Here is a 15106-nt window from a genome sequence, read left to right as displayed (position 1 = left end):
CCTGCGATGACCAGCTCGGCCCACGACGCCGGCAGCAGCGATTTCGAAACGCTGGCGCGGCAGTACTTCGGTGCCTGGGGCGATGCGCTGCGCCACGCGAGCACGCCCGGTGCACCGGCCGGCGGCGACCCCGGCAGCTGGCAACGGCTGTTCGACTGGTGGGGCCAGCTGTTGCCCGAACAAGGGCAGGGCGCGCCGGAAGATGCCGTGCGCCGTTTCCGCGAACAGGCCGGCAGCTGGTACGGCACCATGCAGGAAGTGGCCGCGCGTTTCGCCGGCCGCGATGCCAGCAGCGCCGAGGTGGCCCAGGCCTGGCGCGAGGCAGTGCAGGGGCAAGGCGATGGCATGCTGCAGTGGATGCTGCAGGGCGCCCGTGGCAGCACCCACGCCGGCGCCACCGCGCCCGAATTCGCCGCATGGCTGCAGCAGTTCCAGCTGCAGGCGGGCCCGTGGCTGCAGAGCCCGGCATTCGGCCCCGGCCGCGAGCACCAGGCGCGCTGGCAGGCGCTGCTGCGGGCGCAGGAGGAGTACCAGCAGCATTCGCGCGCCTACGTTGATCAGATCAGGCAGGCGTTGGACGAGGCCTTCGCGTTGTTCGAGCAGCGTCTGGCCGAGCACGAACAGCCCGGCAGCCAGTTGACCAGCGCCCGCGCGATGTTCGACCTGTGGATCGAAGTGGCCGAGGAGGCCTACGCCAAGGTCGCCATGTCCGAACCGTTCCAGCAGGTGTACGCCTCGCTGGGCAACGCGCAGATGCGCCTGCGCGCCGGCCTGCAGCGCGAGGTGGAACAGATGAGTGAGCGTATCGGCCTGCCGACCCGCAGCGAGATGGACGCCGCGCATCGCCGTATTGCCGAACTGGAGCGCAGCCTTCGCCGCCTGCAGGCACAGGTGGCGGTGCTGGCGGGGACCGCCGCGGTCGATCCGGTGTCGCAGCCGGCACCGGCGAAGGTGAAGCCGGCCGCGCGCAAAGCCGCGAAGAAGGCCGCGCCGGCGAAGAAGGCGCCTGCAAAGAAGGTGTCTGCGAAGAAGGCTGCGTCTCGCGCGTCCACTCGGGCGCGTGACCGATGAAAGGACCGCTGGGCTTCAACGCCGATGACCTGATGCAGGAAACCCTGGCCATGCAGCGCACGCTGATGGAAGGGCTGAAGCTGCTGCCGCAGGTGGAAGACGTGGACTATGGCGTGACCGCGCGCGAGGAAGTCTGGCGTGACGGCAAGGTGGTGCTGTACCGCTTCGTCGGCGAACAGGCACCGACCCGGCGCACACCGCTGCTGATCATCTACGCGCTGGTCAACCGGCCGTACATGGTCGACCTGCAGGCCGACCGTTCGCTGGTGCAGAAGCTGCTGGCGCTGGGCCAGGACGTGTACGTGCTGGACTGGGGCTACCCGGACCGGTCCGAACGCTTCCAGACCCTGGAGGACTACCTGCTGCGCTACATCGACGGCGCGGTCGATGCGCTGCGTGCGCGCAGTGGTGGCCCGGTGGACCTGCTGGGTATCTGCCAGGGCGGCGTGTTCGCACTCTGCTACGCCGCGCTGCGCCGGCAGAAGCTGGGCAAGCTGATCACCATGGTCACCCCGGTCGACTTCCAGACGGCTGACAACATGCTCTCGCATTGGGCGCGGCAGGTGGACGTGGACCTGCTGGTCGACACGCTGGGCAACATCCCGGCCGACCTGATGAATGCCAGTTACCTGATGCTCAAGCCATTCCGCCTGAACGTGCAGAAGTACGTCGGCCTGCTCGACATCCTCGATGACAAGGCCGCGCTGGAGGATTTCCTGCGCATGGAGAAGTGGATCTTCGATTCACCGGACCTGGCGGGCGAGGCGTTCCGCGATTTCATCAAGCAGTTCTACCAGGGCAACGGGCTGGTGAACGGCACGGTGCGGATCGGCGAGGAAGCGGTGGATCTGTCGCAGGTGACGCTGCCGGTGCTGAACATCTATGCCGAGCAGGACCATCTGGTGCCGCCGGATGCCTCGCGCGCGATGCGCGGGCGTTTGGGCACGGACGACTACACCGAGTCCAGTTTCCGTGGTGGGCATATTGGTATCTACGTTTCCGGCCGCGCGCAGCGCGAAGTACCGGCCACGATCGATGGCTGGTTGAAGGCGCGCGATCTGTAGAGTCGAGCCATGCTCGACTGACTTGGGGGGATGATGTACCGGATTTTGTTGATTCTTGCGGCACTGCTGACAGCACCACTTGCCCACGCCGCACCCAGTACGGATGCACGCCGGGAGATCGCCCAGCTGATCGCCAGCCTGGACGGCTCCCAGTGCCGTTTCCAGCGCAATGGCAGCTGGTACGGCGGCAGCGACGCGCGCGCGCACCTGCAGCGCAAGTACGATTACCTGCTGAAAAAGGGCATGGTGGACAGCGCCGAGCAGTTCATCGAGCGCGCTGCCAGCCAGAGCAGCATGAGTGGCAAAGCCTACCGCATCCAGTGTCCGGGGCAGCCTGAACAGACCGCAGCCGCCTGGTTCGGCGCACGCCTGCAGGCCCTGCGCCACCGCACGCCGTAGACATGGGGGCGGTGTAGAGTCGAGCCATGTTCGACTGCCTTGTCCGTTTCCCGGAGCTGCCGCCATGAACACCACGCCCAAAACGCTGTCGCGTTCATTGAACGACCGCATGATTGCCGGCGTGATGGGCGGCATTGCCCATCGCTTCGGCTGGAATGCGACCCTGCTGCGGTTGATCTACGTGTTGGTTTCGCTGGCCTCCGCCGCCTTCCCTGGCATCCTGGTCTACCTGATCCTGTGGCTCCTGATCCCCAACGAGGCCGATTGAAGACTGGAGCAATGCCCTGGCCGATCTGGCTGCGCGCGCTGCAGGTGCTGGGCGCGGTGTGGACGTCACCCAATTCCCTGCTCGGCGTGATCGGCGGCCTGGCCGGCATGCTTGGCGGCGCGACATTGCGCTGGAGCGGCCGTGACTGCGCGCTGGTGTTCGACCGCTGGCCGTGGGGGCCAGGCGGGGCGATCACTCTGGGGAACGTGATCCTGCATACCGGCCATGACCTGGGCATTTCCTGCCGCACCTATGCGCATCAGGCAGGGTGGGGCGCGGAGCCGCTGATCCGGCTGGATGATCACGAACGGGCGCACGTGTACCAGTACATGGTGCTGGGCCCGCTGTACCTGCCGGTGTACCTGCTGTGCGGCGGGGTGAGTGCGCGCAATCCGTTCGAACGGGCGGCCGATCATTTCGCCCGGTTCGGGCGTGGCTGGTGGCCGTAGTTTCCAGCCAACGGCGCAGCCCCTCGTGGGTGGTCGCGGAATGCGTTTCATGCGATTGGGCCGGGCGGGGTGGGTTCGCGGGACACGCCGTGAACCCGTCCCTGGGGGCTCGATGGCGCCATCCATGGCGCCAACGGTCCCGCGAACCCACCCCACCCGGCCCCTGACAGTTTCCGTGCGCGTCCAGCCACGGAGAAGAAATAGAACAGCAGAAGCGGGTCGCGCGCTGCGCTTGCTCGCGAGCGGGGCATGGCTTGGCTTGGCTCTACAGGAAGCAACAAATCAGCCGGCCAAGCTGTTTTTGCTTTTGATCTTCTTTTTTCTTTTCCGTGGGGGGAGGCAGGCATCAGGAACCTGTCAGCGGCCGGGAGGGTGGGTGGGGCGGGGTGTCCGCGGCATGGATACCGCGGCCAAGCCCTCAGGGACGGGTTCACGGCGTCCCCGCACTACCCACCCTCCCGGCCAGCCCCCGGGAAACCAGCTTTCCGCGAACAACCAAACCACCCACGAGGGGCTGCGCCGTTGGCGGGAATCCCCCCACGGATTCGTTAGCCGGAAGTTAAAGATCCGTAAGCATTCTGCTGCGATCCCGCAGTCATCTGCATGCAACCGATCGTCATTAGACTTCGTGACGTTCCAGTCAGGTTCGACGCGGTAAGCTCTCCCTCGATGAGCTCGCAGCATCGTTCATCGAGTGCAGTACGCAGTAGCAATTTGGAGGAATACATCACATGGCAATCGTTCTTTATGTCGGTGGTAGCAAGGATGGCGAGAAGGGCGTGGTGCCCTACGGCTTCAGCAAATCCCGCGCCGACACCGCGCTGGGGCCGGAGTTCTACACGGAGCGGTTCATGGAACTGCAGGGTGTCGGCAAGGTCCGCCTGATGGCCCTGGAAGGCATGCGTGACGAGATCGTCATGCAGCGCGCCGCCCGCCACTACCGCTGACCTTCGCAACACGCGGCAGGGCGCGCCCACCATCGCGCGCCCGCGCCGGCATCCCAGCCCAGGGCCAGTCCGAGTCCTCTCTCCGCCAGGATGCCGGCGTCCACTCCGGCCCCGCCGCTGAACCTCGCCCCCTGTCAATGCCTTGTCCGGCTCCGTCGTGGATTGCCAGAATGGGATCTTCCCGTACCGCGGCACAGACCTGAAGCAATGCACGACGCCAAGAACGCCCAGAGCGCGCTCGCCCAGCAGATCGCCCAGACCATCGCCGACGAGATCGGTGCCCAGTCCGCCCAGGTGCGCGCCGCCGTCTGCCTGCTCGACGAGGGCGCCAGCGTTCCGTTCATCGCGCGCTACCGCAAGGAAGTGACCGGGGGCCTGGACGACACCCAGCTGCGCAACCTGGAAGTGCGCTTGACCTACCTGCGCGAGCTCGAAGACCGTCGCGCAGCGGTGCTGGCCAGCATCGGCGAGCAGGGCAAGCTCAGCGACGAGCTGCGTAACGACATCCTGGCCGCCGACACCAAGAGCCGGCTGGAAGACCTGTACATGCCGTACAAGCCCAAGCGCCGTACCCGCGCCCAGATCGCCCGCGAGGCCGGTCTGGAGCCGCTGGCCGATGGCCTCCTAGCCGATCCCACGCAGGACCCGCAGGCCTTCGCGGCCGCCTTCGTCAACACCGACAAGGGCGTGGCCGACACCAAGGCCGCGCTGGAAGGTGCGCGCGCGATCCTGATGGAGCGCTGGGGCGAGGACGCCGCGCTGGTCGGCGAGCTGCGCACCTGGCTGGGAGAGACCGGCGTGATCCGTGCCCGCGTGGCCGAGGGCAAGGAAACCGAAGGCGCCAAGTACCGCGACTATTTCGAACATGCCGAATCTCTGGCGAAGATTCCTTCGCACCGGTTGCTGGCGCTGTTCCGCGCGCGCCGCGAAGAGATCCTGTTCCTGGAACTGGACCCGGGCAGCGATGCCGAGGCCGGCCACCAGTACGCCGAAGGCCGCGTGGCGCGCAGGGCCGGGATCGCCGACCGGGGCCGCGCCGCCGATCGCTGGCTGCTGGACGCCTGCCGCCTGACCTGGCGCGCCAAGCTGCACACCCATCTGCTGCTGGACCTGTTCAACCAGGCCCGCGAGAAGGCCGAGGCTGAGGCCATCGCGGTGTTCGGCGACAACCTGAAGGATCTGCTGCTGGCCGCACCGGCGGGCCCGAAGACCGTGCTTGGGCTGGACCCGGGCATCCGCACCGGCTGCAAGATCGCCGTGGTCGATGCCACAGGCAAGCTGGTGGCCACCGACACCATCTACCCGCATGAGCCACGTCGCCAGTGGGACCAGTCGGTGCAGACGATCAAGCAACTGTGCGCCAAGCACAACGTTGAACTGATCGCGATCGGCAACGGCACCGCCAGCCGCGAAACCGACAAGCTGGCCGGCGAAGCGATCAAGGCTGCCGCCAACCCGAAGCTGCAGAAGGTCGTGGTCAGCGAGGCGGGCGCCTCGGTGTACTCGGCCTCCGAGTTCGCGGCCAAGGAGTTCCCGGGGCTGGACGTGTCGCTGCGTGGCGCGGTGTCGATCGCGCGTCGCCTGCAGGACCCGCTGGCCGAACTGGTCAAGATCGAACCCAAGGCGATCGGTGTCGGCCAGTACCAGCACGATGTGGACCAGTACCGGCTGGCACGGGCGCTGGATGCGCGCGTGGAGGACTGCGTGAACGCTGTGGGCGTGTACGTGAACACCGCATCGGCCGCGTTGCTGTCGCGGGTGTCCGGCCTGTCGGCCACGGTGGCCGAGAACATCGTGCGCCATCGTGACGAGAACGGCCCGTTCAAGCGCCGCAAGGATCTGCTGAAGGTCGCGCGCTTGGGCGAGAAGACCTTCGAACAGTGCGCCGGCTTCCTGCGCATCGCCGACGGCGACCAGCCGCTGGATGCTTCGGCGGTGCACCCCGAAGCCTATCCGGTGGTCGAGCGCATCGTGGCCAGCACCGCACGCCCGATCAAGGCGCTGATCGGTGATGGCGGCTTCCTGCGTGGCCTGAAGGCCGAGCAGTTCACCGATGACACCTTCGGCTTGCCGACCGTGCGCGACATCCTGAAGGAACTGGAGAAGCCGGGCCGCGACCCGCGTCCGGAGTTCAAGGCTGCGCGCTTCGCCGAAGGCGTGGAGGACATCAAGGACCTGCGCGAGGGCATGGTGCTGGAAGGCGTGGTGAGCAACGTGGCGGCCTTCGGTGCCTTCGTCGATATCGGCGTGCACCAGGACGGCCTGATCCACATTTCGGCGCTGTCCGACACCTTCGTGAAGGACCCGCGTGACGTGGTCAAGGCTGGCGATATCGTCAAGGTGAAGGTGCTGGAGGTGGACGTGGCGCGCAAGCGCATTGCCCTGACCCGGCGCCTGGACGATACCCCCGGGCAGGCCACCAGCCGCCCGGGCCAGCGTGATGAGCGCGGCCATGGGCAGGGTCCGCGCCGGGATGCAGGCGGCCAGAACCGCGGGCCGAACCGGGGCCAGGGCAATGGTGGCCGTCCCGCCGCGTCCGCGCCCCCGGCCAACAACGCCCTGGCCGAGGCCTTCGCCCGCGCCAAGCGTAGTTGAGGACCGTGTTCCCCGTCACGCTTGATTCGTGGCGGGGGACTTGTCGATTTTCCCCGTGATTGCGCACACTTGCGCTTGAGGGGAGGCGTCCGGCCACCCCGCTGTCGCTGGGGAGGGCCATGACGCCAGCAGGACCCGTCGTCTTCGTTGAGGTCTGCAGCGTCGCGCTGCGGCCGCTGCCTGCCTGCGCGGGCCGGGGGCAGCGGTGATGGCGGGCCAGGGCACCAACGGCAACGGGTTGCTGGAGCGCCGCCTGCAGGCGCTGGCCGAAGAGCGTCGGCGGCTGGCGATGATCATCGATGGCACCGCCGCGGGCACCTGGGAATGGAACGTGCAGAACGGCGAGATGCGGGTCAACGCGCGCTGGGCCGAGATTGTCGGTTACCGCCTGGAAGAGCTGGAGCCGGTCTGCCAGAAGACCTTCCTGAAGCTGGTCCATCCCGATGACATAGCGCTGTCGGACGCGGCACTGGACGAGCATTTCGAGGGGCGCACCGACAACTACGCGTGCCTGCTGCGGATGCGCCACAAGAATGGCCAGTGGATATGGATCCAGGACCGTGGCCGCGTCTTCGAATGGGACGGGCAGGGCAAACCATTGTGGATGGCCGGTGCGCATGCCGACGTGACCGAGCTGCAGCAGGCCCGACAGGATGCGGCCGAAACACGGCAACGCCTGCAGGCCGTGGTCGATGCCTCCGACGAGGTGGCGGTGATCGCCACCGATATCGATGGCACCATCACCCTGTTCAACACCGGCGCGCAACGCCTGCTGGGCTACAGCGCGGCGGATGTGGTCGGCCAGCGCCGGCTGGATGCCTTCCACGATCCGCAGGAACTGAATGCCTGGCTGCGACCGCTGGCCGATGCCGATGGCCAACTGCCAGATGTGTTCGAGGCACTCAGTGCGCGTGCCGATGGCCAGACCTATTCGCGGCAATGGACGCTGCTGCGCAAGGACGGCCAGCCACGCCAGGTACGCCTCTCGATCAGCCGCATGGACGGTGCCGACGGTGTACGCATCGGCTATGTCGGGATGGCCATCGACATCACCGAGATCCTGCAGGCGAGGGCCGAAGCGCGCTTGTCCGCGGAGAAGTTCGCCGGTGCGTTCACCTCGGCTGCGCTGGGCATGGCGCTGGTGTCACTGGAAGGGCGATGGCTGGACGTCAACGATGCGCTGTGCCGGATCCTCGGCTATCCGCGGGAAGAACTGCTGCAGGTGGATTTCCAGCGTCTCACCCATCCTGATGACCTGCAGACCGACCTGGCCCTGGTGCAGGACCTGCTGGCCGGGCGTCGCAGCCACTACCACCTGGAAAAGCGTTATCTCGATCGCGATGGCAAGGTCATCTGGGCCCGATTGTCGGTCTCGCTGGTGCGCAACGAGCATGGCGAGCCGTTGCATTTCGTGTCGCAGATCCAGGACATCACCGCCCAGCGCAGCAGCGAGCAGCGGCTGTTCGAGAGCGAACAGCGCAGCCGCATCACCCTGGATGCCGTGGCCGACCTGGTGCTGAGCGTCAGCCTCGATGGCCGTATCGATTACGCCAATGCCGCTGCAGTACGCATGTTGGCCGGCGATGGCGCGTTGTCGCTGGCCGGACACAAGGTGCAGGATGTGCTGGCGCTGACCACCGAATACGCGCCGGGTTCGGTGCTGGACGTGTCGGTACTGCTGGATCCGGACAGCAATGCGGTCGACCTGCATGCCGACCTGCTGCTGCGCCTGGGTGCCGCCACGGTGCCGGTGGACCTGACCCGCGCCTGGTTGCGCGATGACGAGGGCCACGTGCGAGGCGCGGTCTGGGTGCTGCGCGACGATACCCAGCAGCGTGCCCGCCAGCGCGAGGCGCGTCATCTGGCCGAGATCGATCCGCTGACCGAACTGAGCAACCGCCGTGGCTTCGAGGTGCATCTGCAGCAGGCGATCACCCGCGTCGAACGTACCGGCCAGGCCGCGTCGCTGATGTACATCGATCTGGACCGGTTCAAGCCGATCAACGATACCTGGGGCCATCTGGCTGGCGATGCGGTGCTCTGGGCAGTGGCCAGTGTTCTGCGTCACGGGGTGCGCGATTCGGATGTGGTGGCGCGGCTGGGCGGCGATGAGTTCGCGGTGATCCTGTCCGGTTGCACGCCGCGTCGTGCAGCGCGCATTGGCGGCGAGCTGCTGCATACCCTGGCGTCGCTGTCGATTCCGTGGGACCAGGACCGGTTGCGGGTAGGGGCTAGCATCGGCATCGCGCCGCTGGCCGGAGGGATGAGCGTGGACCAGGCGGTGGCCGCGGCCGATGCCCAGTGTTACCGGGCCAAGGCGATGGGCCGCAACAACGTGCAGGTGCAGGGCGAGGCCAGTGAGCTGCCGGGCGATGATTCCGAGGTCGTCGAGGGCTGATCTCAGCCTGTGAGAGGGCGGGCGCAAATACTCCGCGCACCTCCTCTCTTACAGGTGATCCCATGAATGTCTGCAACCCGATGGCGGTGCGTGCCTTCGCCCCGGCCCTGGTCGGCTGGTGCCTGGCCCTGGCGGCCGGGCTCCGGCTGGAGGAGGTGCGTGAGGACCGTCTCGCCCAGGCAATGTTGCCGGTGCTGCAGGCGAGCGTGGTGGCGCTGCTGGCCCTCACCCTGGCGTGCACGGTGGCGGCCAGCCTGGTGCTGTGGCGGCACAGGCGCCGGGATCACCGTCGCGTTGATGCCGGCACTACAGAGGCGCAGCATCCATCAGCAGGAACCGGCATGGCGCGCGCTGGAAGGCATTGATCTGCGGCACCAGCCGCTGGAAATGTTCGCTGGCGCAGTGGATGTCCAGGGCGGCGCGGTCAGGCCATTGCTCGATGAAGATGAAGTGCCCGGGATCCTTCTGGTCCACGAACAGTTCATAGCCGAGGCAGAGCGGCTCGCGCTGCGTGCACGCGACCAGTTCCCGGTACAGCGGAAGCACGGTGTCCACGGCATCGGGATGGATGAAGTCTTCGGCGATGACCTTGAGCATGCAGGCACCTCTGGATGGGGCCCTGCAGGATAGTGCCGGCGGGTGGCCGGCACCCATCCCGTCAACGCAATACTGCGTCCGCACTGACCAGCTGCACATCGTGCATCTGGTTGAGGTAGGCCTCGTAGTAGCCCTTGTGCGAGGCACCGACGATGGTCAGCATGCGGGTGCCCGGGTGCTGGCCGAGCACGTCGCGCATGTTGGCGACCATGCGCAGGTTGCGGGTTTCCCAGTAGCCCACGTAGTTGCGGCCGAAGCCTTCCGGCGAGGGTTCGACGAGCGTCGCGCCGAAATCGCTGTTGAAGGCCAGCATCGCGGCCTCGGGTGCGTTGTAGGCGCGATACATCGCGAGCAACCCATCCGGTTGAGCAAGATTGGCTTCCAGTCGTTCATCGGCCGCCCTGCGCGCTTTGGCGAAGGAATTGTCCCAGGCACCGCGTATGGCGGCAGCGTAGGCCTTCTGCTGCGATTCCGGTGTAGGCGAATCCGCAATGTGGTCGTCGACCGCCCACAGCCGCTCCAGCCCCAGGCGCGCGGCGAGGACGCCGGCCACCAGGCCGGCCTCGTTGCGGCGTGCGATGCGCGTGTCGAGGAACTGCACCAGCTCCGGTGTCAGGCTGTCCGAGGCACGTCGCTCTTCGCTGGGCAGCCGCAGCCATTGGACGACTGCCGAGCTGCTCTCGCCCGCAGCCAGGAACACTGCGGCCAATCGGCGTCGCTGGGCAGCGGTTGGCGCCTTCGGCCAATCCGCAAGCAGGCGTTCCATCTCCACGTTGGCGCTGGGCACGTCCAGGCCGGTGGCGGCCTGCGCCGGTGCCGGATCGACGCAGTAGTCCGCTACGCTGTCGGCGTATCGGGCCGGATTGCGGCGCATGAAGTCACACTGCAGGCCGGACAGGTTCTCCACTGCGATCGCGGTGGGCCGCCAGGCTTCCAGGCGCTGCAGCAGAGGTTCCAGCATCGCCGGCGTGAAGGTCTCCGGCAGGCTGGACAGGTGCGGGCTGCCCAGCACCAGCACTTCGTTCGGGCGCCCTGCGGGCGGTCCCTTCAGCTGGTCCGGGTGGAAGGCCGGTCGATAGGCGGTGTCGTTGGCCAGCGCGCTGCTGCTGCACACGGCCAGGAAGAGAAGGCTGGCAAAGCGAGGGAACATGCGATCTCCATGTCGATGAGCATCCTGCGGGACCTTCATGCTGGTCATATTCTCCTGCCGCGGAATCCCGCATTGGTCATGTAAACCTTTTTGCCTTGAGCTGCATCCTTCTGCTGAGCGATGCTGTACCCAGCGCTCAGGCAATGCAGAACATGACGTCCGACGACTGGACCATCGACAGTCCGCGGCTGCACCTCCGGCCATTCACGCCCCGGTGTATTCCTTGGCCTGGCAGGCCTGCATCGAGCCCGTGACGCAGAACCCGAACTGGGCATCTGGATCGCAGAAATGATGCATGGGCACGGCTATGGTCGCGAAGCCGTGGCGGCGGTGTGGTCGGCCGCCTCAGGGCGCCTGCGCTGTGCTGCGTTCCGCTATCCGGTGGCCGAGCAGAACCGGTCCAGCCGTTCCCTCGCTGAGTCCCTCGGGGGACCGCCTGTAGCACGTGAGCAGGGCGTGAAGTACACGGCAATCGTCTACCGCATTCCGGCTGCAATGCACGGAGTTGCGACGGACGTCGCGGAATCCCGCTAAAGCGGCTGACGGCATCGCCGATACTCCCTCTGGATCCCGCTCCAGTCACCCGCCGCAGGACCCCAGGCTGCCCCCGATGGGCGGTCCGCGCAGTGTGTTCCGCCGCTCCCAGATGCCGATCGCACCCGCAGCAGACGTTCTTGGCAGTCGCTCGAGAGGTGCCGTTGGCACCTGTAGTCCCTGGCAACTGATGTTGCCGCCGGGCATCCCGCCCGTCGGGTCACAACCGCTTACCGGACACCGAGGATCAGACAATGCTCATTCCAGGCTTCACGGCAGGCGCGCAGGCGCCGGCCGAGCTGCACACCCGTTGGTCGCCGTGGCGTGCGCTGCTTGGCGTACTGGCGCCGCAGCAACGCACCAGCACAGAGAAGGCGATGACCGAGCGCACCGAGCTGGAAGCGCAGGTGGCCGCGCTGCATCGCGTGCAAGCCGTCATCGAGTTCGCGCTCGACGGCACCATCCTGCAGGCCAATGACAATTTCCTGCACGCGATGGGCTACCGGCTGGAGGAGATCCAGGGCAAGCATCATTCCCTGTTCGTCGACCCCGAGCTGGCGCGCAGCGCCGAATACCGCGACTTCTGGGCGCGCTTGGGGCGCGGCGAATACGACGCCGGACAGTACCGCCGCTTCGGCAAGGGCCAGCGCGAGATCTGGATCCAGGCCTCGTACAACCCGGTACTGGACCGCCAGGGGCGGCCGTACAAGGTGGTCAAGTTCGCGACCGACATCACCGCGCAGAAGCTGCAGGCGGCCGACTCGGCGGGGCAACTGGCCGCGATCACCAAGTCGCAGGCGGTGATCGAGTTCAGCATGGATGGCCGCATCCTGTCGGCCAATGACAATTTCCTGGCCGCCACCGGCTACAGCCTGGACGAAGTGCGCGGGCAGCACCATTCGTTGTTTGTCGAGCCCGAGCATCGCAGCAGCATCGACTATCGCCAGTTCTGGGAGAAACTGGGGCGCGGCGAATACGACGCCGGCCAGTATCGGCGCCTTGGCAAAGGCGGGCGTGAGGTCTGGATCCAGGCATCCTACAACCCGATCCTGGACCTCAATGGCAAGCCGTTCAAGGTCGTCAAGTACGCCACCGACATCACCGCGCAGGTGCATGAAAACCAGGCCATGCAGCGCGCGGTGGCGCAGACCCGCGAGGTGGTGGCCGCGGCCAAGCAGGGCGATCTGACCCAGCGCGTGTCCACCGCCGACAAGAATGGCTCGATCGCCGAACTGTGCGAAGGCGTGAATTCGCTGGTCGAGGCGATGGCCGCGATCATCGGCCAGATCAAGTTCGCCGCGGACACCATCGCGGTCGGCGCGACTGAAATCGCACAGGGCAACAGCGACCTCTCGCAGCGCACCGAGCAGCAGGCGGCATCGCTCGAGGAAACCGCGGTGTCGATGAAGGGCCTGGCCGAGACCGTGCAGCGCACCGCCACCAACGCGCGCCAGGCGAGCCAGCTGGCCGGTGGAGCCGCCGATGTCGCTGCGCGCGGCGGCAGTGTGGTGCATGAGGTGGTCGAGACGATGGCGGTGATCAATGCCTCGTCGCGGCGCATCGTCGACATCATCGGGGTGATCGACGGCATCGCCTTCCAGACCAACATTCTCGCGCTGAACGCAGCGGTCGAGGCGGCGCGTGCCGGTGAACACGGCCGTGGATTTGCCGTGGTTGCCACCGAGATCCGCGAGCTGTCGCAGCGTTCGGCCAGCGCAGCGAAGGAGATCAAGCACCTGATTGATGAGTCGGTTGCCAATGTGGGTGCCGGTACGGCGCAGGTTGAGAGCGCGGGCCGCACCATGGACGAGATCGTGACCAACGTCCGCCGGGTGAGCGACCTGATGACCGAAATCAGCACTGCCTCGCAGCAGCAGAGCGACGACATCCAGCAGATGAACCAGGCCGTCGATCTGATCGACCAGGGCACCCAGCAGAACGCGGCCCTGGTCGAGGAGGCGTCGGCGGCGGCACGCAGCATGGAAGAGCAGTCGGCGCAGCTGCTGCAGACGGTGGCCAGCTTCCGCTTGCAGGGCGGCGCCGGGCACCGGCACGGAGCGGCGGCGCTGCATGCGGTCTAGGCGCGGCGACCGGACTGTTCTTCCTTGGTTTCGGTGTCGCCGCGTACGCAGTTGCGACCGGCATGCTTGGCGCGATACAGGGCCTGGTCGGCGCGTTCGACCAGGCCGCGCGGATCGCCGTCTTCGCCGGGTGCCTGCCAGGCCACGCCGATGCTGATGGTGACGCTGGAAACGGGGGCGGGCAGGGCTGCGGCTTCGACCGAAGCGCGCAGCCGTTCGCCCAGGCCCAGGGCGTGGGTGGCATCGGGCGAGGGCAGGGCGGCGATGAACTCTTCGCCGCCATAGCGGGCCAGCAGATCGTCGCCCCGTTGCAGGCAGCCATCGAGGATGCCGGCGACGGCACGCAGGCGCCGATCACCTTCCGGATGGCCGTAGGTGTCGTTCAGCCGTTTGAAGTGGTCGATGTCGATCATCAGTACCGCCAGGCCCTGGCCCTGGCGGCGCGCGCGGCGGTGGGCCCCGATCCAGCGACTCATCGAAGCTGCGCCGGTTGCCCAGTCCGGTCAGCGGATCGCGCCGCGCCAGCGTTTCCAGTTCATCGCGCTGGCGCTGGATCTCGACCTGGCTCAGCACGCTGCGCAGCGCATAGCCGAGCAGGGAGCCGATGAAGCCGACCGTGGCCAGGGTCGGCTGCAGGCGCGCGACCAGAAGCGCCACCAGCATCAGCAGCAAGGGCAGCATCAGTGGTACGCCGGCATCGACGATGCGCCGCAGGCTGCGGGATACCTCCATTGCCGGGCAGCGACGATGGCTGCCCGCCAGGATGGCCAGCAGCACGAACAGTCCACTGATCAGCAGGTCGCCCCAATTGCCGTCGGGCACCTGCGGCTGATAGGTATTGATGTAGAAGGCCAGCAGGAAGTAGCCCAGCGCGTAGATCGTCAGCGTCCGGAAAAAATCGCGGCGGTCCGGATCGTCCTCGGCCAGGAAACGGATCAGTCCGAAGCAGAACACCAGGCTGTTCTGCACGCCGCTCATGGTGTTCAGGCACTGCGTCCACAAGGCGGTGTTCAGCGGCGCCATGGCCCGCGCATGCAGGTAGTACAGCAGCCAAAGCAGGGCAATGATCCCGAGGTCCACCGCACGGATGTAGCGGTTCCCGCCGCCCGGGCTTGCAGCGACGTAGGTCAGGGGGATCCGGTAGAACACGTACAGGATCAGTGTTGAGGCGGTCATCTGCGCAGGGGCGAGGCCGGCCACATTGCGGTACAGCAGCGCCAGCAGCGCGAGAGAGAACAGGCCGACGGCCGCGCCGAGCAGTCGCCACTGGCAGGCCGCCTGGCTGACACGTGCACGCCGTACGCAGGCCAGTGCAGCCAGCAGCGGCGCGGTGATCAGCATCAGGTAGGAGCCGACCGGGTCCTGCGGGCCGACAAAGGCAATGACGAGCGCGTGCGTGACGAGAAAAAACAGTGCAGCACGCAACGTCATGCAGTCCCCCACCCCCGGATCCGGCGGGATCACGATAGGCAGATGTACGTGAGGCTGGCAAGAAAAGTGTGCACTACGTCTAGCGACAACCCTGTCAGCGGTCGCAGTTTTGCGTCAACACA

General features: G+C 66.9%; 13 protein-coding genes and 1 pseudogene. 11 read left to right on the top strand and 3 right to left on the bottom strand.

The window, feature by feature from the left end:
• Positions 1–6: 6 nt before the first annotated feature.
• From phaE to CKW06_RS23740, 9 genes are all read left to right on the top strand, one after another.
• Entirely contained in the window at positions 7–1071 is a 1065-nt protein-coding gene (gene phaE, locus CKW06_RS14720) for a class III poly(R)-hydroxyalkanoic acid synthase subunit PhaE (RefSeq protein WP_024958668.1), read from the top strand.
• Complete coding sequence (gene phaC, locus CKW06_RS14715; protein ID WP_024958667.1) at positions 1068–2135, top strand: class III poly(R)-hydroxyalkanoic acid synthase subunit PhaC; 1068 nt, start codon at positions 1068–1070, stop codon at positions 2133–2135. Before phaE ends, phaC begins: the two co-directional genes overlap by 4 nt.
• A gap of 30 nt (positions 2136–2165) precedes the next feature.
• A complete protein-coding gene (locus CKW06_RS14710; RefSeq protein WP_024958666.1) occupies positions 2166–2534 on the top strand; it encodes a YfeK family protein in 369 nt (122 codons plus the stop codon).
• Between the two features lie 64 nt (positions 2535–2598).
• A complete protein-coding gene (locus CKW06_RS14705; protein ID WP_024958854.1) occupies positions 2599–2802 on the top strand; it encodes a PspC domain-containing protein in 204 nt (67 codons plus the stop codon).
• On the top strand, positions 2799–3251 hold the full coding sequence (locus CKW06_RS14700) for a hypothetical protein (RefSeq protein ID WP_024958853.1): 453 nt from the start codon (positions 2799–2801) through the stop codon (positions 3249–3251). The genes CKW06_RS14705 and CKW06_RS14700 overlap by 4 nt, the downstream gene beginning before the upstream one ends.
• A gap of 731 nt (positions 3252–3982) precedes the next feature.
• Positions 3983–4198, top strand: coding sequence for a hypothetical protein (locus CKW06_RS14695; protein WP_005410085.1), 216 nt, complete (start codon positions 3983–3985; stop codon positions 4196–4198).
• 207 nt (positions 4199–4405) lie between these two features.
• Entirely contained in the window at positions 4406–6793 is a 2388-nt protein-coding gene (locus CKW06_RS14690) for a Tex family protein (protein ID WP_024957814.1), read from the top strand.
• Positions 6794–7001: 208 nt separating this feature from the next.
• On the top strand, positions 7002–9191 hold the full coding sequence (locus tag CKW06_RS14685; protein ID WP_012480610.1) for a PAS domain S-box protein: 2190 nt from the start codon (positions 7002–7004) through the stop codon (positions 9189–9191).
• A 62-nt stretch (positions 9192–9253) separates the two neighbouring features.
• On the top strand, positions 9254–9556 hold the full coding sequence (locus tag CKW06_RS23740) for a hypothetical protein (protein WP_012480609.1): 303 nt from the start codon (positions 9254–9256) through the stop codon (positions 9554–9556).
• Here the strand turns inward: CKW06_RS23740 and CKW06_RS14680 are convergent.
• Together CKW06_RS14680 and CKW06_RS14675 are read right to left on the bottom strand one after the other, a co-directional pair.
• A complete protein-coding gene (locus tag CKW06_RS14680) occupies positions 9498–9788 on the bottom strand; it encodes a putative quinol monooxygenase (protein ID WP_024957815.1) in 291 nt (96 codons plus the stop codon). The genes CKW06_RS23740 and CKW06_RS14680 overlap by 59 nt on opposite strands.
• A gap of 61 nt (positions 9789–9849) precedes the next feature.
• Complete coding sequence (locus CKW06_RS14675; RefSeq protein ID WP_024957816.1) at positions 9850–10938, bottom strand: DUF5694 domain-containing protein; 1089 nt, start codon at positions 10936–10938, stop codon at positions 9850–9852.
• A 228-nt stretch (positions 10939–11166) separates the two neighbouring features.
• Between CKW06_RS14675 and CKW06_RS14670 the strand changes: the two genes are divergently transcribed.
• A complete protein-coding gene (locus CKW06_RS14670; protein ID WP_321573242.1) occupies positions 11167–11472 on the top strand; it encodes a GNAT family N-acetyltransferase in 306 nt (101 codons plus the stop codon).
• Between the two features lie 254 nt (positions 11473–11726).
• Complete coding sequence (locus tag CKW06_RS14665) at positions 11727–13553, top strand: methyl-accepting chemotaxis protein (RefSeq protein WP_024957818.1); 1827 nt, start codon at positions 11727–11729, stop codon at positions 13551–13553.
• Here CKW06_RS14665 and CKW06_RS14660 read toward each other — a convergent pair.
• Positions 13550–14984 (bottom strand): annotated as a pseudogene (locus CKW06_RS14660) (GGDEF domain-containing protein). The gene CKW06_RS14665 and the pseudogene CKW06_RS14660 sit on opposite strands and share 4 nt — an antisense overlap.
• Positions 14985–15106: the final 122 nt, after the last annotated feature.

It is taken from the genome of Stenotrophomonas maltophilia (assembly GCF_900186865.1).
Lineage (GTDB): Bacteria > Pseudomonadota > Gammaproteobacteria > Xanthomonadales > Xanthomonadaceae > Stenotrophomonas > Stenotrophomonas maltophilia.
The sequence above is the reverse complement of the archived record's forward strand: the minus strand, read 5'-3'. Positions and strand labels throughout refer to the sequence as shown.